The 23558-nt window shown below is 43.3% G+C and carries 15 protein-coding genes and 1 pseudogene; 9 read left to right on the top strand and 7 right to left on the bottom strand.

Translation table 11 applies throughout. The features are described 5' to 3' along the window. Positions 1-331: 331 nt before the first annotated feature. The 4 genes from MA_RS12630 to MA_RS12620 all read left to right on the top strand — a co-directional run bounded on the left by MA_RS12630 (position 332) and on the right by MA_RS12620 (position 6545). On the top strand, positions 332-1576 hold the full coding sequence (locus tag MA_RS12630) for a DUF7544 domain-containing protein (protein ID WP_011022403.1): 1245 nt from the start codon (positions 332-334) through the stop codon (positions 1574-1576). A gap of 398 nt (positions 1577-1974) precedes the next feature. Next, positions 1975-2115 carry a hypothetical protein gene (locus MA_RS27035; RefSeq protein ID WP_157860215.1) on the top strand — a complete coding sequence of 47 codons (141 nt, stop codon included), beginning with the start codon at positions 1975-1977 and terminating at the stop codon, positions 2113-2115. Positions 2116-2647: 532 nt separating this feature from the next. Beyond that, positions 2648-5824: an isoleucine--tRNA ligase gene (ileS, locus tag MA_RS12625; RefSeq protein ID WP_011022402.1), complete on the top strand. Its 3177-nt coding sequence runs from the start codon at positions 2648-2650 to the stop codon at positions 5822-5824. A 52-nt stretch (positions 5825-5876) separates the two neighbouring features. Next, a complete protein-coding gene (locus tag MA_RS12620) occupies positions 5877-6545 on the top strand; it encodes a 6-hydroxymethylpterin diphosphokinase MptE-like protein (RefSeq protein ID WP_011022401.1) in 669 nt (222 codons plus the stop codon). A 3246-nt stretch (positions 6546-9791) separates the two neighbouring features. Here the strand turns inward: MA_RS12620 and MA_RS12610 are convergent. Beyond that, positions 9792-10394 carry a hypothetical protein gene (locus MA_RS12610; protein ID WP_226990583.1) on the bottom strand — a complete coding sequence of 201 codons (603 nt, stop codon included), beginning with the start codon at positions 10392-10394 and terminating at the stop codon, positions 9792-9794. A gap of 573 nt (positions 10395-10967) precedes the next feature. Here MA_RS12610 and MA_RS12605 point away from each other — a divergent pair. Then, entirely contained in the window at positions 10968-11168 is a 201-nt protein-coding gene (locus MA_RS12605; protein WP_048066352.1) for a zinc ribbon domain-containing protein, read from the top strand. 927 nt (positions 11169-12095) lie between these two features. Here the strand turns inward: MA_RS12605 and MA_RS27030 are convergent. Further along, positions 12096-12239 carry a hypothetical protein gene (locus tag MA_RS27030; protein WP_157860214.1) on the bottom strand — a complete coding sequence of 48 codons (144 nt, stop codon included), beginning with the start codon at positions 12237-12239 and terminating at the stop codon, positions 12096-12098. A gap of 1228 nt (positions 12240-13467) precedes the next feature. On the opposite strand from MA_RS27030, the gene MA_RS12600 reads away from it, so the two are divergent. Then, positions 13468-14787, top strand: coding sequence for an ATP-binding protein (locus tag MA_RS12600; RefSeq protein WP_011022398.1), 1320 nt, complete (start codon positions 13468-13470; stop codon positions 14785-14787). A gap of 368 nt (positions 14788-15155) precedes the next feature. On the opposite strand, the gene MA_RS12595 is transcribed toward MA_RS12600, so the two are convergent. The 5 genes and pseudogenes from MA_RS12595 to MA_RS12570 all read right to left on the bottom strand — a co-directional run bounded on the left by MA_RS12595 (position 15156) and on the right by MA_RS12570 (position 21259). Next, complete coding sequence (locus tag MA_RS12595) at positions 15156-16661, bottom strand: APC family permease (RefSeq protein ID WP_048065402.1); 1506 nt, start codon at positions 16659-16661, stop codon at positions 15156-15158. A 41-nt stretch (positions 16662-16702) separates the two neighbouring features. Continuing rightward, positions 16703-18106, bottom strand: a pseudogene (mtbB, locus tag MA_RS12585) ([dimethylamine--corrinoid protein] Co-methyltransferase). A gap of 155 nt (positions 18107-18261) precedes the next feature. Next, on the bottom strand, positions 18262-18903 hold the full coding sequence (mtbC, locus tag MA_RS12580) for a dimethylamine corrinoid protein MtbC (RefSeq protein WP_011022395.1): 642 nt from the start codon (positions 18901-18903) through the stop codon (positions 18262-18264). Between the two features lie 338 nt (positions 18904-19241). Next, positions 19242-20477, bottom strand: a complete 1236-nt coding sequence (locus MA_RS12575) for a hypothetical protein (RefSeq protein WP_048065399.1) — start codon at positions 20475-20477, stop codon at positions 19242-19244. Between the two features lie 245 nt (positions 20478-20722). Continuing rightward, positions 20723-21259 carry a superoxide dismutase family protein gene (locus MA_RS12570; RefSeq protein ID WP_048065398.1) on the bottom strand — a complete coding sequence of 179 codons (537 nt, stop codon included), beginning with the start codon at positions 21257-21259 and terminating at the stop codon, positions 20723-20725. A 486-nt stretch (positions 21260-21745) separates the two neighbouring features. Between MA_RS12570 and MA_RS12565 the strand changes: the two genes are divergently transcribed. From MA_RS12565 to MA_RS12555, 3 genes are all read left to right on the top strand, one after another. Continuing rightward, the gene (locus tag MA_RS12565; RefSeq protein ID WP_248698040.1) at positions 21746-22612 is read left to right on the top strand and encodes an ArsR family transcriptional regulator; all 867 of its coding nucleotides are present in this window, start codon (positions 21746-21748) and stop codon (positions 22610-22612) included. A 2-nt stretch (positions 22613-22614) separates the two neighbouring features. After that, a complete protein-coding gene (locus tag MA_RS12560) occupies positions 22615-22839 on the top strand; it encodes a hypothetical protein (RefSeq protein ID WP_011022391.1) in 225 nt (74 codons plus the stop codon). A gap of 133 nt (positions 22840-22972) precedes the next feature. Continuing rightward, complete coding sequence (locus tag MA_RS12555; RefSeq protein ID WP_011022390.1) at positions 22973-23416, top strand: hypothetical protein; 444 nt, start codon at positions 22973-22975, stop codon at positions 23414-23416. Positions 23417-23558: the final 142 nt, after the last annotated feature.

The raw sequence follows: 23558 nt of genomic DNA, 5'->3' as shown, positions 1-23558 counted from the left end.
CTGATCTGCGCAGAAGGTGAGAAAAGCAGAGTTCTTCAGGGTTTGGCTGAAAACGTCATGTCGGTTTTTGAGAAAGAAAAGGTACTGAGAAAGAAAAGGTACCAGGAAAATTTGCTATAATGTGTAATTGCTGTAATTCCTGATACGTGATTGTTGTAATTCCTGATACGTGATTGTTGTAATTCCTGATACGTGATTGCTGTGATTCCTGATATTCAGACGCTTGAAACCGATAGTTTGGCGCTGATCTGGGATTCTCTGAAATTTTCTGAGATTTGTCCATATTTTACTCTTCGGATAATTATTTATTTTCCGAAATAAACTTTATATTATGAGCTGGTATGGGATAGATGCGGTAGATAAGGCTTTTTCAAGAACAAGAACAGCCCTTTTCGAGCCTTTTGATTTCTGGAAGTGGGTAAAGCTTGCAATCATCATCTTTTTTGTTGGCGGGATGGGATACAATTACGGAGGTTCGGGCACCAACTATCAGCTGAGCTCCGAAGATGTCAGAAACGATATCTCGAACATTGATCCGGGAAGGATCGTTGACTTTTCTTCCGGCATATCCTGGCTTGGCTTTAATTATACTCAGTCAACCTCCTTCCTGGGAATTATAGCTGCAATAATAGCTTTTTTTCTTCTTTTAGCTCTGATTTTTTCCTATATTTCCAGTGTCATGGAGTTTGTTTTTGTGGAATCCCTTGTAAAGAACGAGGTACTTTTCTGGGCTTATTCAAAAAAATTCATTGGTAAAGGGTTCAACCTTTTACTCGTACGTTTAGCCCTTGCGCTGATTTTCTTTGTACTCTTTGCACTGGCTTTCCTGCCTTTTATTTCGATAATCCTTAAGGAGTCCTCTGACTTTTCTTTTCCTCTTTTGATAGGTGGATTATTCTGGTTTTTTGTTGTAGTTATTCTGCTTGCCCTGCTCGGGGTAGTCGTAAACTCTTTCATAAGTCTTGCAATTCCCCTCGCCATTTACAGGGAAACCGGTATTCTTTCGGCTTTGAAGATGGTCTACAGGAATTTCAGAAAAAGCTGGCAGCAAGTCCTGGTTTATTGGTTTATCAGACTCCTTCTCGGAATCGGGGTAACCATCCTGGCAGTAATCATTTTCGGACTGCTGATTCTGGGACTGATTATTCTTTTCCTTATTATCGACGGGATTCTGTATTTCCTCCTCTCGACTTTCATATCAGAGCCTCTTAACTGGATACTCCTTATCCCCTTCGCCATTGTAGAACTGCTACTGATCTTCGTAACTCTGATGTTGCTAAGCGTACCACTGGCAGTTTTCCTGAAATACCATTTACTGAGTTTCCTTGAAGCCTGGTTTGCCGACTCAAATATTCCTTTTTTCGACAAAGTTCCCGGAGAACCTGAAACCGGAATCGGCCCAGGACAAGATGAATCGATATTATCTGTACCAAAATCAGGTGAAATGGAGTCCGATGGACTTGAATCCGGTAAATCGGAAGGCGAATCAAAATCCGGTGAACAGGAACCCGGCAGATCTGAAGCCGATGGATCAGGGTCTGTGAGATCGGAAAATGCCGAAGGAGCAGAATTTTAAGGTTATGGGAACCTGAATGAGATTTTAATATTGGAGATTACTTAATGAGGGCGCAGGGTATGCCCTGGCAACTCTTCCCTTTTTCTCCATTTTCTTCTTTGGAACGAAAGTATTGCAATCTGAAAAGTTCTTTCATCTCTTTCTGCCTGTCATTTGAAGAATTTCATGTTCATTTTTTGTGACTCGTTTTCTCTTCTTTTTTGTCTTCTTGGGAAAGACCGCTCTCCTGCGTCGAGCGGGGCAAGAACGACTCAGTATAGTGAATAAGGTTGTACGGTTCAGAGATATCTATAAAATTTGACTTCTTGAGCGAAGCTCAAGTCTCTAAGCATCGAGTATTCAGCTTGAGCACAGCTCACTTCTCACCATAAATTGTCTGCTTGACGGAGATGAACATAATGTTACTTGTCAATAAGTTAGTCCGCTTGAACGAGCGAAAGCGAGTGAAACGGACCTCGTGCTGTTGCGATTACATCGCAACTCCCAGGAAATCTCCGATTTCCTGTGATCCCGAAGCGAAACTCGGGTGGTGCAACTAAGGATGTGCACTGGTGCCGTGAGCGAACACCGGACTGTTTTTTCCGCTGGTACAATAAAGCTTAAATTGAGTACAGTAATACTGAATAAACTGATTGGCGTGCGGTGGCTCCTTTTATCCGTCGGAAAAGTGCAGTTTCGCTTTTACGGATAGGAATATTTTGTACGTCAGATACCTGTCTTAAGTACATGTATAAGCGGTCGGTAAAGAATATCAGATACACTTTACAGTAGATTATTTATTGCAGCTTCGGTACTTACAGATCAGAGCTTTGTTATAGTATGCTGACCAGTAATTTACCCTGAAATTTGCCCTGAAATCAGAGTGTGCTGTATAGAGCTCGCTGTTTAGAGCTTATTGGTTAGAGCTTACTGGTTATCAGTTTCAGTAGCAGTTTCTAAATATTAAAATTAGTATTAGTATTGTCACCATTTGCTGGTTGTCAATTTATCAAGAGTCGTCCGCCAGCCGCAGGGTAGGTCCTGCACAGGCGACGTTTATTTCAGTTTATCTTTCATCAGGGAGACCCCCATATGATAAAAGAAATCACTGCCAAATACAATGCAGAACAAATAGAAAAAAAAGTAACGCAGTTCTGGGAAGACAGCGATGCCTACCGGAAAACCCGGGAGAGACGCAAGACCGGAAAAAGACTTTTTTTTGTTGACGGCCCCCCGTATACTACAGGACATATCCACCTGGGGACTGCCTGGAATAAAATCATTAAAGATACCATTCTCCGCTATTACTCCATGAACAACCGCTACATCCTTGAGCGCCCCGGCTGGGATATGCACGGCCTCCCTATCGAGGTAAGGGTCGAAGGTGTGCTTGGTTTTAAGTCCAAGAAGGATATTGAGAGCTTTGGGGTAGAGAATTTCATCGAGAAATGCAAGGAATTTGCCATTACACAGAAACAGGCAATGACCGAGCAGTTCCAGAGGCTCGGGGTCTGGATGCAGTGGCCGGAACCCTACATGACCTTAAAAGACGACTACATCGAGGCTGCCTGGTGGACTCTCAAACAGGCCCATGAAAAAGACCTCCTTGAAGTGGGCAAACGGTCGGTAAACTGGTGCCCGCGCTGTGAAACTGCAATTGCCGATTCCGAAGTAGAATATTCCGAGCGGACTGACCCTTCGATCTATGTTAAGTTCAAGGTCAAGGGCGAAGAAAACACTTTCATAGTTATCTGGACAACCACGCCCTGGACAATTCCTGCAAACGTAGCCGTAGCCGTTCATCCGGCTTACGAATACTCAAAATTCCGGGCAATCCGGCAGGACGGCTCGGAAGAGATCCTGATCGCGGCCACGGAACTGATCAAAAATGTCCTCAAACAGGGAAGGTATGCGGACTTTAAAGTGCTTGAGACAATGCTCGGAGAAGAGCTCACAAAGCTCGAATACGAAAGCCCTGTCGGAGACCTGGTGCCCATCCAGAATGAGATAAAGCACGGGGTCTACCTTGCTGATTTCGTAACCGTAGAAAATACCGGCTGCGTACATATAGCTCCGGGGCACGGTATGGACGACTTTAACCTCGGGGTTAAGCACAAGCTTCCGATCCTCTGTCCTGTGGGCTCAAACGGCGCCTATACCGAAGAAGCCGGGGAGTACGCAGGTAAGAATGTCAGGGAAGCAAACCCCATTGTCATCGAAGACCTCAAGGCCCGCAACAGGCTCCTTGCCGAAGGGACGGTCACTCACAGGTACGGGCACTGCTGGCGCTGCAAGACTCCCATCATCTACCTTGCAACCGAACAGTGGTTCCTCAAGATCACCGAGATCAAGGAAAAGATGCTCGAGGAAATAGATGCTGTTGACTGGTACCCTGACTGGGCGGGTTCAGCCCGTTTCAGGACATGGGTCGAAGGGGCAAGAGACTGGTGCATCTCCAGGCAGCGCTACTGGGGAATTCCGCTCCCTGTCTGGAAATGTAAGAAGTGCGGAAAACTTGAGGTAATAGGGACAAAGGCCGAACTGCTCGAAAAGGCAGGGTTAAGCGGGGACATCGAACTGCACCGTCCCTATGTGGACAGGGTTACCGTGCCCTGTGAGTGCGGAGGGGAGAAAAAGCGGGTTGAAGACGTTTTCGATGTCTGGTTTGACTCGGCTGTTGCTTCCTGGGCAACCCTGAAGTTCCCGCAGACGCATGATCAGTTTGATGAATGGTGGCCTGCTGATTTCGTAACCGAAGGACATGACCAGACTCGCGGCTGGTTCTATTCCCAGCTCGGGGCAAGTATGGTTGGCTTTGGTCGGGCACCTTATAAAAGTGTGCTCATGCACGGCTTTACTCTGGATGCAGGCGGAAAGAAGATGTCCAAGAGCCTTGGAAACGTGGTATCTCCCCTGGACATTATCGATAGGTTGGGGGCAGACACACTGCGTGCCTACGTACTTTCCTCAAGCGCGCCCTGGGAAGACCTGAAGTACAATTTGGAAGAGGTAGAAACCGTCCACCGTTCTATCAATATCCTCTGGAACGTTTTCAGGTTTCCGCTCCCGTATATGGCGCTTGATAACTTTGACCCGATGCAGGTCAGCCTGGATTCCGTAAAAGATGCCCTGCGGGAAGAAGACCGGTGGATTCTCTCAAGAGCCCAATCCGTGATAAAAGCCGTGAACGAAGCAATGAGCGGGTACCTCCTCCATAAGGCAGTCCGTGAGATTCTGGAGTTTGCCCTTGAAGACCTCTCCCGCTGGTATATCCAGCTTATCCGTCCGAGGACCTGGACCGAAGCTGACGACCCGGACAAGCTTGCAGCTTACTGCGTACTTTACGAGGTCTATGTAACAATCACAAAGCTGATCTCGCCTTTCATGCCCTACCTGGCTGAAGAGATGTACCAGAACCTGATCCGGAACGTGGACCCGAATGCCCCCGAATCCGTGCACATGTGCGACTGGCCTAAGGTCAACGATACCTATCTTGATCCCGAACTCGAAGTAGCCATGGACACTGTTCGCTCGATCGTGGAGGCTGCTTCAAATGCCCGCCAGAAGGCAGGAAGAAAACTCAGGTGGCCCGTATCAAGGATTATTGTTTCACCTGAAAGCGAGGCTGCAGCAAAGGCAGTTAACAGGCTGGGTTCCGTACTTATGGACCAGACCAATTCCAAAGCCATTGTGCTCACCGGGGTTGGCAAGAGCTGGGACGAACTCGGGCTTGAGGTCATCCCTGACCCGGGCAAGATCGGACCTGTTTTCAAGAAGGATGCCGGAAGGGTTATCCCTGCCCTGCAGAAAGTCGAGGGTTTTACTTTAAAGAAAGCCTTTGCCGAAACCGGGGAGTTTGAACTCACACTGGCTGACGGGACCACTGTTCCAGTCACCTCCGGCATGGCAAACTTCAAAGAAACCCTGCCCGAAGGCACAGCCAGTGCTGAGTCGGATGCAGGCCTTGTTTACGTAGACGCAAACCTTACTCCCGAACTCGAGGCTGAAGGATATGCAAGGGAAGTCATCCGCAGGCTTCAGGACATGAGGAAGGAACTCGACCTTGTTGTGGACGAAAACATCCGCGTCTCTGTCAGGATCGAGGCCGAAAAGGTCTTAGCGCTCGTTGAAACCTTGAAGGACCTGATTGCAGAAGAGGTTAGAGCCGATGTCTTTGATCTCGGCAGCAGCATAGAGGTTTCCGGAACCCTTGTAAAGGACTGGGATGTTGAAGGCACAGCTATGAAAATGGGAATTGCAAAGAAATAACTCTGCAATAAAGTTTCAGATCGAAACTCGATAAGAAAATCCAAGTTCGGAAATGAAAAACAGGAAAGGAGTGATTTATACGGATTTTGCTGCCTGGGAGCCCATCTATGAACGAATTCTTGAAGACTTCGGGTTCGACCGTACAGGTGATGAAGAGGCAGCCCGCCTCCTTTCCTCCCTTCTATCCGAGAAAAACACTGTAAGCCTTTCCGAGCTCAAAGACAGGATCTCAGGAAAACCTGTTCTGGTCTGTGGGAATGCTCCGGGACTAAGAAATGAGCTTTTAAAGCTCGATCTTTCTGTTTTTACAATAATTGCAGCCGACGGGGCTGCTGCCGTCCTGATGGATCTGGGATGCGCGCCTGAAGTCATCTGTACCGACCTTGACGGCAATTCCGAAGCTGATATTGAAAAAGAGATCCTTGCCTGCCAGCAGGGTTCAATAGTCCTTATCCATGCCCATGGGGATAATAGGGATAAGCTGGAAAAATATGTGCCCCGGTTCGTACGCTTTATTGCAACGACACAGGCCAGGCCTTTCGATCGAGTGTATAACTTCGGTGGGTTCAGTGATGGGGACCGATGCGTTTTTGTTGCAAGAGAGTTCGGGGCGAAAAGCATCCGGCTGGTTGGATTTGATTTTGAAGACCCAATGGTGAATCCGATTAAGAAAAAGAAGCTGAATTGGGCGAAAGAATTAATCGGGATGTTTGGGATTTAACGGGTTAATGGTGCCTGCGGATGTAAGGATGTGGGGAACTTACAGATTAAAATAATTATCTTAATATAATTGTCCAAAAATTTTTCTCCGGGAAAATACCACACTTGAAAAGAAAAAAACCTAAGTTATATAGTTAATAAATAGAAGAGGTTACTCGTTTTTTCAGTTATATTAAGAGGTTTCAAAGCTTTATATCATATTTTATTATGCTTTTTACCCTTTATTTTTCATGAACTGTTTTACTTTTCCCTTATTTGCAGAAAAGAGGGGTAAAAGCTTTATTTCACCTGTACACTCTCAAATTTATAACCTGTAACTTAAATTTATAAGTTGGATCCTTTATTCCCCTTTTATTCTTCCAGATTTTCAAGCACTATTTAATGGTAAGTATTGTTAATTCTGTTGATTTTATATGTGTTACGTATATATTTTTATTTATACTCTGAAGCAATTAAAATTTAGTCTGTGGGCTTACAAATGAAGATAAGTGTCCAGACTAATTTCTAAAAATAATTGCCATGAGTATAATCTTGGTGTTGGGGGGTTGATAAAGAGTTTGATCGGAGAATTACAAGCCATTGGGAGATTATTCTAAGTTCACAAAACTCCATTCTTTTCAACTAATGTACATGAATATACAAGACAAGAAGAACATATCACGAAGAACACATTAAAATTTGGAGGAATATACAATGGGATTCTTTAGTTTATATTACAACAAAATCATCGCCTATTATGAGAGCACCCAACTCTACATCTGGGCTGGCTGGGACTAAATAACACTGGAATGGATAATAATAGCTGTTTGAACTAAGAAAAAAAATTGTTTTCTAACTATTGAACAAGAATTGAAATCTGGAGGAATATACAATGGGATTCTTTAGTTTATATTACAACAAAATCGTCGCCTATTATGAGAGCACCCAACTCTACATCTGGGCTGGCTGGGATTAAATAACACTGGATACGGATTAATTGGTCACTTAACTGAAAAGCAATTGTTTCATTTGCCATCTTTTCAAGATATAAGGATAAAATCATGGTTTCTTTTTACCTTGAATTGATGGCTACGATTTCTTATTTTTTATGGGCTGGTAACTACATATCTTTCTGTCATGGTTTGTGACATATGATCCGGGTAATTTTTACGGTTGAAACCGTATTTTTCATGCTTCTTTATTTGTTCTTTTTTCTCCTTTTCTTTACTTACTCGAGATTTGAAGGCACTGGAATAAATCTAAGCGGGAATGAAGAATTGAAGTTGGGAATGAAATGGAATAAATCGAAAATCCATCAATCCCATGTTCCACTTCTAAAGAAATGAATTTTCTGAAGAAAAGACTGAAGTTTTGATGTTTAATATTGGAAAATGTTACTATTTTTTTTCAGCAAAATCAGTTCCGTTAAGAAACTTTATATTGATTTAATTTAAGAATAGAGCTTATTTATCCAAAAAAAAAAATTTTTCTTGCTTGAATAGTAAATTAAAGACTGAATCTCCGGTGTTATTGAGAAGTTTTAAGAATTATTACCTTCAAAATTAAGAATAGAAGAAAACCTTCAATCTCAGTCGGCTGTTTACCCGGATTTTCGAAGACTATTTAATGTTTAGAAAAATTTATTCTATCCTTTTTATATAATTTATTATTATTATTTAGGTATATACTCTCTGGCAATTAAAATCAAATCTGCTCCTCTCCAAATAAAATCAGTACGAAGAATGGTTTCAAAAATTGCCGTGAGTACAACACTTATTGGGGGTTGATAAGGGTTTAATCAGGAAGGTACACACCATTAGGAAAATAGGCACTTAATTTTAATGAATTCATTTTCCTTTAATGTGCAATAATGAGTGTGAAAATAAGGTAAACAGACGGAGGTAAGTACAATGTGTTGTGGATTTGGATTTAACAACTGGGGCTGGGGCTTCAGGCATCGCTTCTGGGGTCGTGGCTGCGGCTGCGGCTGGGGCGGCGGTTGTGGCGGCTGGGGCGGTTGTTAATAACAACCATTGAGCCCGATAATAAGCAATGAATAGGTAAATAAGATAAATAAGGTAATTAGACGGAGGTAAGTACAATGTGTTGTGGATTTGGATTTAACAACTGGGGCTGGGGCTTCAGGCATCGCTTCTGGGGTCGTGGCTGCGGCTGCGGCTGGGGCGGCGGTTGTGGCGGCTGGGGCGGTTGTTAATAACAACCGCTAAGCCCGATAATAAGCAAATTTAAAAAAATATAATCCATAGTCGTCTTTTCAAGTATAAAAGATAATTTCTAAGAAATTATCTTTTTTTGAATTGATGACTATGTATGTTTGTTTTTCTAAATTTAGTTGTGCATTTCTTTTTTCAGGGATTATAGGGAATACCAGTACGAGGCGGATCACTTCATTTGAGCTTCTCACTTACTTTTTTGCCCTGTTCCATACATTTTGAGTTTTTTAACATTTTCAGCTTAAACACGGTTTCTGTAAGGTTTTTGTTTATATTTGAGTAATAATCAGCTGGAAGTGTTTTGAAACTGTCATAATGGCTACATTTTAAATGGTCACTGTAGAGGAGTATCTCTACCAGGCTTAAAAGGAACTTATTGATTGTCTTTTTTATAATGTAATGGCTGGTGCTTGTGCCCTAATACATTCTTGACATTATTTAATAAAAATAATTCCTTACTGCAAATCCTGAACCTTAATCAGATATTTGTCTGGATTTTCGAAGACTATTTAATGATTAGAACAAATTATTCTAGTCGTTTTATATAATTGATTGTTATTAGTATTATTATTATAATTTGCTATATACTCTCTGGCAATTAAAATAAAATCTACTCATCTCCAAATTAAAATCAGGATTAAGAATAGTTTTAAAAATAATTGCCTTGAGTATAAAACTTATTTGGGGGGTTGATAAGGGGTTTAGGAGGTATAATATATGTACTTTCAGCTTAGCCGTAGTCTCTGTGAGTTCTTGTTGTAAGATAAGTGTATAACTCTGACTGCAGAAGGCTACGCACAATGGAAAGATAAACAAAAATCAAATAAAAGATGGGGGGAATTATAATGTGTTTCTTTTTCTTCCGCTTTATCTGCATAAGAATTAGGTGCTGTGTACCCAGATTCTACTGGCGTTGCTGCTAAACTCTGAGTCCAATACTTATCTCAGATGAAATATATCTCTCTTATGGGATGTTAATTCACCGTTAATGGCCATTACGATATTGTTTGAAAAGTTCGTAATGGCTACATTTTTTAACGGTCATTATACTTCTTTTTCTTCCCAGCAAATTCAACTGCTCCGAGCATTGCTGCAGCTGCCCACAGAATGCCTGTGAAAGGAATGTTTTCCGTATCTGAGGGGGAATTTGGACCTGCTGGCTGCTCACCTGCCGTTTCCGTATTTCCGGTCTGATTTTCTTCCTGCCATTTTCCCTGAACCTTCAGCTCTTCAATTACAGCTCCCCTGTCTGATGCAGAGTGTTTTCCAGGAAAGCCAATAGAGACTCTGAAAAGCTGCTTCTCGGGGTCTTCGTCCCTGAGCATGAGGAGTACAGACTCGTTAAGGGTGAATTCTGCCTGGTCTTCAGTCCAGAGATACTTTCCGGTCTCGGTTCTCACGTCTATGGTTTTTGCGGGTAGAGGGTTATAGAGCCACTCATCAACTGTAATTGTGAAGATTGTATGGTCATAGTGAATGTCAATCCCACTTACCGTGCCGATAACTATTCTGTCCGAGGCATTAATCTGGTAGGGGATTTCGGCAGCTTCCGGGACCAGCAAAGCAACTGCCGGACCTGGGATATAAAGCAGCGTAAACATTGCAGATAATATCAAGAGGACATTCAATTTTTTCATTGAATTCTCCTGTTTTATATGCCGATTTATTTCTCCTGTTTTTGGTTCAATTTCATTTTTAATTTCATGTTTTTTCTTCATTAGTCCTTTACTTCGATATTATATCTAATTTATGCTTTTTTTATCTGTAGATTATTTGAATCGTTTATTGTCCCATCTGAACTATTGGAGGGAAGAACAGTTTTTGGAGGAGAGAACAGTTTTTGGAGGAAAGAACAGTTTTTCAAGGGTCGACAAGATGACTTGAGAATATGAACAATGACAAAAAGGTTGAGAAAAGCCAATTCAGCTCCGGAAGCGTATGGGAATGCTAAAAAATAGGACCTCAAAAAATTTAATATATCGAATTGAAAACAAATATAATTGTTCGATGACAACTATATTATTCAATGAGAAATATAAATATTCGGTGGGGATATGAAATGCTTCGGTGGGGATATGAAATGCTAATTCTTTTTGCGGAGCAAAAAATGAGGGGTAATTTTACAGTCAGATTTACTAATTTTTCGTAAAAAAGTACTTATGAAAATTTCTACAAAATCAAATTTCATTGATGACATGGGGTACTGTAAAATGAAGAAGGGAAAATGTCCAAAATGCGGGAGCGAAAATCTCGATATAGGCCATATAATTGGAGAACGTATAGGTTACGAGTCTGATAACGAATGCTATTTTACCGGGCCCATGCGCGAATTTACAGTTCATGTTTGTTTAGATTGCGGATATGCTGAATTTTATGTGGATGCAGCAAATCGAAAAAAAGTTGAAAGTTAAATCTAAAGTGCAAATATATGTTGGGGGTCCGCATAAGTGAGAGATATAGCGAAGCATTAAATTTTATGGGAAAGTATTGAAAATTGATCCGTACAGTGCTTATGCATGGAGTAAAAAAGGTGATATCCCCTTTTTGTTAAGCTGAAAAACAGTTTCAGGTCGGCAGAAATGGTGGAAAGGCTAAAAACAGCTATCAGGCAGATGTTTGTATCCAAGTATCGCACAAGGTTGAGGCGTTTCATGCGATACATGATGAGGCATCAGTCCGGATGGATACGACTTCATCAAACATTTTTTTCCTTTCCACCGCATCTAATATAAGGCTTTTTGGCCTTACTCTACCACTTTCTTATCATCTATTGCCCAATTTTCTTTCGGTCCTTCGCCCATCTATGAAACGACCCACTCATTGAACGCCAGGGTGGAGTGATGATCGTAATGGTAGCGAAGAACTTCTTCATGTATTTCTGCGTCACAGAAATACAGAATATGATTGGCTTTTATTGTTATATATAATTTTCCGGATAACTTTTATGGGAACTCAACTATTCTTAATCTGGGAAAGGAAGTAAAGCAAAAACGAAGAATCATTATGTAAATTTTTCTTGTTTTACATGTGGTCTGGACTACTCATACAAAAGAATTCCAAAAGTTTTCAGGTTCTAAACTTTTAACAAGATTGAAAAATGGAAAGAGGAGAAGGAAGGTTGAAATACAGGTTTCAGGAGGAGCAAGCAGCAGTTTTTAAGGTGTTGTTGTACATAGCTGAGGCCTTGTATGTACAGTTTTGAGGCGTATAAAAAACGTTTCTGCTTGTTTCATCCTTTTTGCTTTTACCTTTCCACCGGAAGGAGCAGGCTTGCAGACTTTTGAGGCATTTTCGATTGTCTGCCACGCACTTTTTCTACCACTTTTTATCTACCACGTCTACTCTGCCTGAGATCCGTTTTTTCTGTTCTTTCCATCACCCATCACCTTAACGACTTCCCTATAACCAGGGGTGGATATGGATTGTAACACTGAGGTGAAGAGCGTCTCATCATATCCTTTTATATGTATGGATACTACCATATCATTCCTACTCCATATATATATAATTTAACAGAATGAATAATTTAATCAAAAATTTTCCGCAATAATTCTACTTAAATTTCTCATTAGAGTATTTAAACAAGATAAATGGAGATAAAAATTCTTAGAAATAAACTAAATAGCAAATAAAGGTTAAATAGAGTTCAGAATCTTTTTAATGAATTTCATATTTCAAAACTTATTGGAGCGGTCGGATGCCCGATACCTTCCTAAACATTCTCTACAGGGCTCGTTTAATCTGGATTCTTCTACTATCTTGAGAATACTGTTCCTGACTTTTAAAACTTTAGGCAGGGTCTTGTGAATGTATAAAAAGGTAGAATGAAAAGAAAGGAGCTTTTCTGGGTTCTTCGCAACTTGCATGATGAATATTGTTTCTCTGCTCTCTGAATAACTCTAAACTAGCGGAACTCGGGTTAGAATAACAATTAAATAATATTATTGATAATAAAGTTATTCCAGTATATTCAGCTTGTCCAGTATATTCAGCTTGAAATTTCAGGTTAGAAGAATTCATTATATGAGGGTGATTACCTGGCTTACAGGGCTCCATCCAGGGTTTCCGGAAAACCTTCACGGAGAAGCATTTTGTGCCTTATAGGGCTTCATAAGTGGAAAAGAAGCGGAGGTTTGAACATCTATGCTTCAAATGTAAGGGAAAAGTATTTTGTGTGTACGAGATGTGGAAAACAGAAAACGACATATGAGCCTAAAAAAGATTAAAACTTTGGAAAGGTTTCGGAAAATTAATGAAACTATATATTTTCTACATTGCGACATATCTCATATTTTTTTTAAGTTGAATCGCATTCGGTTGACCTTATCCATCTATCAAATCTATGGAAAAAAATTTATCTTACATCTCAATATTTCCACATTGTTATTTTTACGATCTCAGTTATTTGCTCTGTTTTTGAGGCAGGAAGTTAAAAGCTATTTTTCAGTGGAACATTTATCTTACTGATAACTTGAAAATAAGCACTAATTTGAAATAATCTGGCATTATCAGACGAAATTTAAACTGGTTTGCACTTAAAAGCGTTTTTTTCTGTTCAGGCACAATGAAACTACAGGAAAGTGTCCTAGCAATTCGAAATTCAACTGTGTTTTCTCCTTTTTAATGATCGAAACTTTTAAAATTTTCTTGAGCATGTAAGGCTGTTCCAGAATAACTATATAGTTTTACCTCCAAAATTATTACGATCATATGCAAAGACTCGAAATTCTCCCCCTGGTTCTTGACCATCAAACCTTTTTCCAGAGCCCCTCTAATCTAATCCCGCGCAATATTCCGTTTTCTCCCTGCCTGGATGGGCGTGAGATCAATTTGATCTATGGTCCGCTCCATGCGGGCAAGACGTCCTTCTTAAAGTATGTCGCAGGTCTTGTGCAGGGTGTGAAGATCTACATTAATTTCGCAGACAGCAGGTTTAAAGAATTGGGACCCGAATGTTTTCAGGAAATCGAAGAAATTGCGGCTGAAGTTTACTTAAAAGGAAATGAAAATGAAGCCGAACAGATCTACTATTTTTTAGATGAAGTTCACAATTTCCCGGGGTGGGAGAACTGGGTTGACAGGCTTTACAGGGAAGGGGCAGGAGTTTTCATAACTTCATCTTCCGCAGGTCTCCTCAATCCGGAGCTTTCTTCTCGCTTTGCAGGCAGGACCAGGGTCCTCAAACTTTTGCCTTTTTCCTTTAAAGAATACCTGACCCTGAAAGGGCTCAGGGTCCCGAGACCCAACTTTCTTACGCCTTCCCGATGCGATGAGATGCTGTGCCTGTTCCTTAAATATTTTGAAAACGGAGGCTTTCCCGCTGTAATAAAAGACGGAAATTCCATGCTTTCCCGGGAGTATTTTGAAGAAACTTTAAATAACGGGATTATTTCCGGATATAATATTCAGGATGCGGAAGGGCTGAAAAAACTTGCAGTTTTCCTGATCTCAAACATGGCTTCGGAGTACTCCCTCGATACCCTGAAAAAAGCGAGTGGGATCGAGAGCGAGGATACCGTCCGCGCCTACCTTGACTATCTGGAAGAAGCCTTTTTGCTGTACCGGACTCCTCTGTTTAACCACGCATCCGAAAACGGAAACGAAAAAGAAAATAACCAGGAAAGAAAAGTCCCATGTAAAGTTTACGCCGGAGATACGGGTTTCTTCAAGACGGTCTTCCCCAATTATCCGGACAGCCTGGGGCTACGATTTGAAAACCTTGTATTTCTCGAACTGCTCAGGCAGGGCAATCAGGTCTCATACTTCCGGGACAAGCGAGAATGTGATTTCCTCCTAACCGAAGAAGGCAACCCGGCAGTTAAGGCTGCGGTTCAGGTCTCGGTCTACTTCGGAAACCCGGCTACAAGGGAAAGAGAGGTCCTCGGGCTCCTGGAAGCTATGGAAGTATACGGACTTAATGAGGGGCTTATCCTCACCATGGACGATGAGGGAGTCATTGAGATCCCGGATGAAGACGGGGAAAAGAAAAGAATAGTAATTAATTCGGTATGGAAGTGGATGCTGGAATAATCATTCTATCTCTTACAACCTGACTTTCCCGCTCCTTATAATTTTGTTCACTACCATAACTGATTTGCAGATTACTTTTTTTCTGACAGGCCGGTCAAAGTCAAACGCAGTGCAGGCAGAGAACAAATAAAGCTTTTTTCCGGGTCCTGGAAATGGTCAATAGTAGATAAGTAACCACCCGTAAAGAAGAGAATCCAGAAAAATGCAGGAACTGAAAAAAAGATACCGGAACAGGAAGGTTCCGGCTTGATTTTCGTTTCCGAACCTTTCTTCTCGCTTCTCAGACTCAGGAAAGCTCCGGAGAAAGGTCAGGCATCTTTTTCATTGAAGCTTCGTTTTTTTAGTTGAGCAATTTTCCATCCTGATATTCAGACGATAACCGCTTCTTTTTCTGCAGCCATTTTTTCTTCGGTCTTTCTTGTTTCTCTCTGAGAGTAGAACCAGAGCGGGACATAGAGACAGAGCACAAAGAAACCGACTCCGGTGGTGGCCCAGCCGAGTTCGAGGCTGTTAAGATAAATGATTCCCACAAGGAAGAAGGGGATGTTCAGGATGGCAGTTGCCATTGCCACGTTTTTCCAGCCATTGGGGGCTTTAAAGGGCCTATCCAGTTTTGAGAGTTTGGGGTCGTTTCTGACCTTGACATAGGTATAGAGGCTGATCCCGTTTGCGAAGATATACCCGATAGCAGAAGCTGCAAGGATTGCGGTCGGGGTTCCGAGCAGGATAAGGCCCATATTGAACAGGGCATCGGCAATCATTGCGTTCATAGGGTGCCCGTGGGAGTTCAATTTGCTCAGGACAGCCGGCAAATTACCTTCGGTTGACATCGAGTAGATCGACCTTGCCGAAGAGAGGAAGGCGGTCTGGATGATAAGAAGCATTGCCCCTACAAGCATGATAATTGCAATTGAGGCTCCAAGTGCGCCCAGGGTAAGGTTGGCTATGGGGAGCATCGGAGATATGGGTTCGGAAAGTACACCTTCAACTCCAAGGGTGCCTATAACCGAGGTCTGGACCAGCACGTAGAGCACAAGGCAGATTCCTCCGCAGACCAGCAGGGCTTTGGGGGTGTCGGTATTCGGGTTTTTATATTCGGGCCCGTAAATTGCTGCGGTTTCCCAGGCACAGGCGCTCCATTCAGCCATTGCAAAGATCCCGAAGAGGATAAGGATGTGTTTCATGTCCCAGGTCCAGTCTGTTGGGAACCAGGAGCTTGTGATGTTGGCAAGGTGGAAGTCTCCCGTCAGGAACGGGGCAACGGTAATAACAATGAGAGGAATCAGGGAAACAACAGCAAGGATGTATCCGGCCATTGCTCCGTTTTTGAGCCCTTTTGAGTTAATGATTGCAAGGGATCCGAAAATCAGGGCTCCTACCATCAAAGAGAGCAGAGTATCCGGAACTCCTGAAAAGGCAGGTACAAGCCCTTTGAGGTAACTTCCGATGAGGATCGCATAGATTGCAAGCACCGGGCTCCAGCCGAACCAGTAACTCCAGGCACTGAATCCGCCTATGAATTTTCCAAACTTGAATTTGCCTTTATTGTTACTGTTCGAACTCGAGCCAAAAACAGTCTGGGTGTAGCCCGGCAGGCCTGAAGCTTTCGGAAAGACGGTTGCAAGTTCTCCGAAGGCAAGGTTCTGGAAAAAACCCAGGAAAATAGTCAGGGCCCAGATAATTATTGAAAAAGCCCAGACGTAACCTGTAAAGTAACCGATAGAGGGGAGGATCAGTAAGGGGACCCCGAGAGCAATTGCAAGCCCCTGTTTCCAGTCAATGGATCTTTCGAGTTCTTTTAAGTCACAGCTTGCTCTGCTGCATTCCTCGGCATACTGCCAGTCGATTTGAGAAGAATGGGTGTTGTCGTCCATAGATATCACCATTTTTTAAAAGATTAGTTTAAGCCCCTGATTCAGGCAAGCTGTGCCCTGAACGTTTCACAGGAATTGATCTTGATCCCGAGCAGTTTCTCAATGTTCATCTTCGCAGCAATGCCCTTTGCAGCTCCGGGTACGGAAGTGATGACACCAATGTCAAGCTCTTCCCTGAGTTCGCGCATAACGTGCTCGTCTGCAAGGTCCATGGTGTCAACGTTAAGTTTCTTTGCCACGTACTCTTTTGCCTCTCCTATGCGCATGTTCTTTGAAAACTCCATCCTTGCGACCAGGTCGCCTGCAGCTCTTATCCCGGTCATACCTGAAGCCATTATGTGGGAAATCGGCATACCCAGAGGGTCGCCGACCCCGATCTATATGCCATCGACACCGGCAACTTCGACCATTGCCTTACTTGCCCTAGTAACCGCATCTACAGGAGGAGTTTCAAGCATGGGAATTCCGCCCACTCCCATACCCATGTTCACATGACAGGGAATCGGGGACGCTTTTACTGCCTCCTTTATGAAGGTAACAGCCCTTGCCAGGTTCCAGGCTGAGGTCTTGCTGGTGTTGGTGTTGACCACAGGCCCGAAGACGTTTGCTCCGGCTTTTGCAATCAGAGGAGCCTGTTCATGCGGCCAGAGCCCGGCAAGCCGAACTTCATCGTACTCCAGTTCCCCGTGCATCCCGAGCACCATCTCGCCTGCCATGCCCACCTCAATGTACATCTCCGGAAATTGAGCCCTGAGAACTTCCACGGCCCGGAGGGTGCCGTACATATCAGCATCTCCGGCGGCAGCAGTTGTATCAAAGTTGACACCGTCCGCGCCCGAGGCAAAGAGTTTCTGCATAACCCAGACCGTGTCCCTGGTCAGATGGTCTGCTGCGTGTTCCATGGACTCCCTTGCCTTATCGATCTTGAACATCTTCATAAGATCACCGGGGTTCTCGAAGGGTCCGTCTGGAGTGTAGTAAAGCCCCATGTTGGGCATTGCGCCGTAGAAAAGGGGAATGATCATGTTCTGCTGGCAGACTTCCATTGCCTGGCACTCGTTAGAGACAACGGGTTTGACCGGCTTGAAACTGTAGTCGATGTGTCCGAGTTCCATTGTGTCGGCGCCAAATGCCCTCTCATGCGTCATGCAGCCTACCAGACGGCTGGAGGGGATCCCAACGCCGCTGTTACCCTGGTCCCCATCAAGCCGGATCGTGCCTATATCATGAGTAACCGGGACTTCCATCCCCTGTTCGACACTCACGGCCTTTCCGGGCATCATAAGGATTTCAGCGAGCTTTTTCATTTCATCCGTACTGAGATCAGGGATATCTCCCAGATCAGCGGCATTTGACGAGCCGGCTTCTATCTCACTGAGGATTTTTTCTTTTGTGAGGTAGATCCTTTTGCCATCACCCATCCTCAAAGCGTATTCAGTTGCCATTTTTATCCTCCATTGCTCAAATTTAACTGATTAAAATCGGACTGGCCAAATCCGAATGGTTAAACCGGATTAACCAGTTCTGGAATGATTTATTTCGATTGACTAAACCTGGAACGATTAATTTTGGTTGACCAAATTTAGATTGGAATCGGGGTTCAGAGCAGCAGTTCCTTTGCCTTTGCCACGGCTTCGCTTGCGTTTTCGGCGTAGCAGTCAGCACCTATTTTATCTGCCCAGGCCTGGGTTGCAGGAGCTCCTCCGACCATGACCTTGACCCGGCTGCGCAGCCCTTCTTCTTTCAGAAGCTCAATAACGTCCCTCTGCCCCTGAAGGGTCGTGGTCATAAGGGCGGAAATCCCTATCATATCGGCATCGGTTTCCTTTGCCTTTTCAATAAAATCTCTGATAGGAACGTCCCTGCCTATGTCATGGACTTCAAAACCAGCGGACTGCAGCATGGTCGAGACGATCGACTTCCCTATGTCGTGGACGTCGCCTTCCACAGTCCCGTTAACAATAACTCCAAGCTTCTTTTCAGCCCCTGCCGGGAGATCAGCCTCAAGGAGCTTGACGCCTGTTGTCATTGCATCTGCTGCCATCATCACATGGGGCAGGAAGAGTTTCCCCCTCTCAAAGAGAACCCCCACCTGGTTCATACCAGCAGAAAGCCCTTTTTCAATAATCTCTTCCGGTGGGACCTCAGCTCTGGCTTTTTCCACCGCCTCGAGCACCTTTTCTTTTTTACAGGAGATTACCGCATCGGCAACCTCGTGGAGTAATCCTTCAATATCTGCCATTTTTTTTCGTCCTTTTTTTCATCTTAAAATAGCTGTGAATGGAATTCCAAAATCGGAAATCGGTAAGTTCTTTCCTACTCCTAATAGATATATTTTTCTAAAAACAAAGCAAAAATATTGTGATGTTAGCAGTGTTTGAGAAAAGCATGACAGTAATATGACAGTAGTAAAACAACACTCCTTTCTTCCAAAAAAGGAATTTTCAACTTGAAAATCTGAAATTAAAACGTGAAATAGGATCAGGAGCTACGTGAAATTGGATCAGAAGTTTATAGAGATTTTACAGTTATGTCATTCAATGGGCAGCTCAAAAGGTTCTAATTCCTTTAAAAAGGCCTTTAATTTCCTTTATTTTCTTCCTGCTTTCTTCTGATTTCTGTCGAAGAAATTCCATCATCTTCATATTCGTCCATCGGAACAATCTCACAAAACTTAAGGACCTCAGGGTTGACGGACATTTCGACGGATTTTCTCTGAAACACCATGAACCGTATATTCTTTTCCCTGAAATGCCTTAGAATGGCAGAGATATCCACTTTTCCGCCATAGTATTTTGCGTCAAACAGCCTGTTGAAGGTATCGGCTCCTATGATGAAAGTGCTGTTCGGGAAAAGATCGGCTTTTTGCAGGAAAAGTGGTGCATTGGTCAGGCAAACCCCACCCACGAAAGCTTCGTCTCTGTATTTCCTTAACGAGTCAAGCCTTTGATTCAGCGAGATAAAATCTATGGGTGGCTTGTCGACGTTTGTCAAAGAAATTTCAAAATGGACAGGCTCCCCATGTTTCTCCGAAGCCAGTTTTGCCATAAAAACATGATTTCTGTGGCAGGGGTCAAAAGAGCCGGGAAACACGAGCCTGACCTTATCGGGCTCAGCAGAAGATTTTCCCTCATTTAAATCTATTCTTGCCATATCCGGGGTTTTGTCAGGACCTTTCTGGCTGCATATTTTTTGTTTAAGCAGGTTTCCAACAGGCTCGGAAACGGACTCATATTTTTCAGTTATCTCTTCCTTTCTTTCGTCCCCGGTCCCAATCCTGCCCGGTAAATCAACTTCAGGAACGCCACTGTGGCGGGCAAGCACATTGAAAATCAGGAACGCGGCAATTTTTTCTTCCTTTTCCCTTGTCCTATCCGCGGCCAGTTCTAGTGTGATGACGCCTGTTTTACAGGCTGCCTGGATGGCGACGTGGACCACATGTTTTCTTCCTTTCCGCTCGTTTGCCGCTTTAAGCTTGCAGGTCGCTCCGATCCCGACTACATCATGGGCTGCAGACTCTTCGCCTTTAGAGAGGTCCAGAGCTCGCTGGTAGGCGACCATTGCCATCAACCTCGCAGTTTTTTCAGAACAGTACTTTTCAGGCTTCCTGCCAAGGAAGCGATCCATAGCCTCCATACTGTACGGAACGACTGCATCCAGTACTGTTGCAGAGCCGCTGCCGTGGCGGAGAAGTTCCCCAAGAATTTCTGCCCCGCCCCCGGTTATTGCGAGAACGATTTTGCAGGGAGATTCATGAATCTGAAAAATGCTTTCAACAGGCACACTGTATTTATCCGCAGCCAGATTGTCTACCATCAACCCTGTGGATACACTTAATGAGGTTATAAATATTATTATTCACATCAGCCTATGTTAGAAATTTAAGGTGTTGCATATTCGGTATCCAAGTTCTCCAGTTCTCCCGGTAGTCCGAAAAATAGCAAGAGTTCGGGTTCTGGACGAGTTCAGGTCCTGGGCGCCGTTTTTCTCCGCAGCTTACCAGGTTATACCGGGTTAGTATTCTCGCAAAGATTTAAAAAAAATAAGGGTTAAGGAAAAACTTATCTTTTCTCGATGGCCCCGCAGGCAATCCGCGCACCACTGTTGCCGGAAGGATTGGTTATCTGGTCGTCAGGGTCGGCATGGATAACCAGTGAAGTGCCGTTGGCCGGAAATAGCGTGGTATTTCCGGGAGATAACGTCACAAGGTTAGTGGTGACATCCATATATCCCGTACCATCCTGCCCTACTACGAGATTGGGCAGATCTCCTGCATGGGGACCTTTCAGGTTGTTAAACCCATGCTCTTTGCCCAGAGGGTTGTAGTGTCCGCCTGCAGAAGTGAAAGACGGCCCGGTGCAGTTCGCTTTCTCGTGGATGTGGATGCCATGAAGGCCCGGCGTCAGGTTGCTAGCAAAGACCTGAATCCGAACCATGCCAAAGTCGTCCTTGGTAAAGGTAGCAAACCCTACAGTACTGCCATTCGCGTCCTTCATGACAGCTGCAGCACTGTCTGTGGAGTTATCCTGGGCAGAGCCCACGGTTGCAAACATCAGTACTGTCGAGATGATCATCAATAATATCAGTCCGGTTTTCATCAGCTTATTCCCCCTTAAAAGCGACAATTTTAATGTAGAAGAAGTATGCCTGTTAAATCATTGATGGGATGAATAATGATCTCCCATCCTGTAACTGGTCATGTAGAATGCTCCGTCTCCCCGTTCCAGACATACTCCCGGACAAATAAACGGCCAGATAATATAAAAGCGTTATTATATAACTAAAATTATACTCTGGAGCCCCAAATTAGCTCTTAAAATCCCTGATATAGAGTAAATTCTGCGTTTTTCACGGTTCATACAGATAGAACTCCAAGCAAATCCTTTTGATGAGATACATCTTTTCAAGTAAAATGCGAATTTTTTACTATTTTTCTCATTTTTCTGGAATTTATCAATTGTTGCCCATTTGTGTAATTATTTTGTGTGGAATTTTCGCCATATTGTATATATAGTATGTGAACTTTTTTCAACATAATGTTGAATCCAACGGAGATTTCCATATTTAAATATCTTAAAGAGCCGATGAACATATCGGATCTTGCAGAGCTTTTAAGCCTGCATCATTCTACAGTATCGAAAGCTATAAGTTCGCTAGAAAGTGAAGGCTTCGTGCTTAAAGAAAAAAAGGGAAACCATGTATTCGTCCGACGCTCGGATTCGCTGCATGCACAATCTCTGGTAGATATTTTAAATGAGTTTCCAATGCTCCCATTGAGCAAACTTTTAACTCCTTCTTCTTTGCACGTTATCTCCGTATTGGAACCTCCGCGCAGTATTACTGAGGTCTCTGAAATAACTGGTCTTGATAGATCTACGGTATCTGCGGCAATATCAAGACTTGCAAAATACGGGATCGTGATTAAGGCAAATAGCAAGTTTCTCCTGAGCAGCCGCCAGACCCTTTTTGAAAACTTTGTTGACAATTATTTTAAGTATAAGACAAATATGAACCTGAGAGCTGTTTCTCAAAATGGGATGTTGATATGGCAAAGAGGTCCGGAATTTCTGTTCAAAGCGGAAAACCTGAACACTGATTTTGGATCAGATTTGAAAAATAAAATCCACCCTACAGCTATCAGTATTTTCCCTAATTACGGCTTCGATGTGATAACCGACATGAAATACTACTTCTTCAGGAAAAAATCACCATGTGAAGAAGAATTCTTTATCCATACAATTTTAATCGACCCTTACAGCCCTATTTACAATTCATATGCTCTTGCACTTGTCCCCAGGCTTGGATCAAAAAATTTGTTAAAGTATGCCATTTATTACGATATTGAAGCTCACGTCAGGAACCTTCTTGAGTATATCGACAAAAAAGAGAAAAGAAGCGACTTTGTTCTTCCCTGGAATGAATATCAGGAACTGCTTGAAAGCTTGGTGTAAACATGGCGACCTTCAGAAGAACCTATCTGGAAACCGAGTTTAAGAAACTCAATGACAGGCTTCCCGAGCATGTCGACCTTTATCTTATCGGCGGTGGAGCCATGAGCTTCCAGAACCTCAAGGTCGCCACAAAAGACATCGATGTTGTCTCAGGTCAACCCGAGAACTTGAACTCACCAGAAACACACTTTTATCCATGGGCTATTTCGTCCCCTGCGTCCGGGTAGCCTATGCCAAAATGAATACAAGTGCCATACTCGAAAATTCCGATGGCTTCCGGTGGGATATCTTCGTTCAGGTAGTCTGCAATGGCCTGCAGCTTTCCGAATCAATGGTTAAACGTTCCATTGAGTTTTTTCCATGGAAAAAATTTCAGTATACATGCTGGCTCCCGAAGATATCTTCGTTTTTAAAAGCGTTACCTCAAGAGACCGGGACCGTGAGGATATGTACACACTTTTTACCAGGGGCCTGGACTTTGACGTCATCAGGAATGAAATCCTCTGGCAAAATGAACAGGACCGAACTTTTGCCTGGATAGTCTTTTTCTTCGACGGGCTGGAGGAGTTCGCAGACAGATACAAAATCTCTCACTCTGTCATTGGTGAACTGCACGATCTCGCTTATCAGGACATGCTGGCCCAGATGCTTATTGAAAGACTGAAGGGCGGGAATAAGACTTTTGAAGAGCTAAGTCAGGATATGGACTCCAGGGATGTTAGAAAAGCGATTAAAGTACTTGTCAAGAAAGGGATTATTAAACAGGTTGCTGAAAGCCAATTTTTATTGAATGATTTATCCTGATGTATACAGGCAAAAAAAAGTAGATTATGCAGCAAGCTGCTGCACAATTTCATATTTATTTTCATGGAAGATGAGCGATCTGAGGTGTGTTCAACTCAATTGTCTCCGCAGTGCGGCGACAATTTGTTCATAACCCTATGAA

This window comes from Methanosarcina acetivorans C2A (assembly GCF_000007345.1).
In the GTDB taxonomy this organism is placed as follows: Archaea; Halobacteriota; Methanosarcinia; order Methanosarcinales; family Methanosarcinaceae; genus Methanosarcina; species Methanosarcina acetivorans.
Note: the sequence above shows the minus strand (reverse complement) of the source record. Positions and strands in the feature narration are given on the sequence as shown.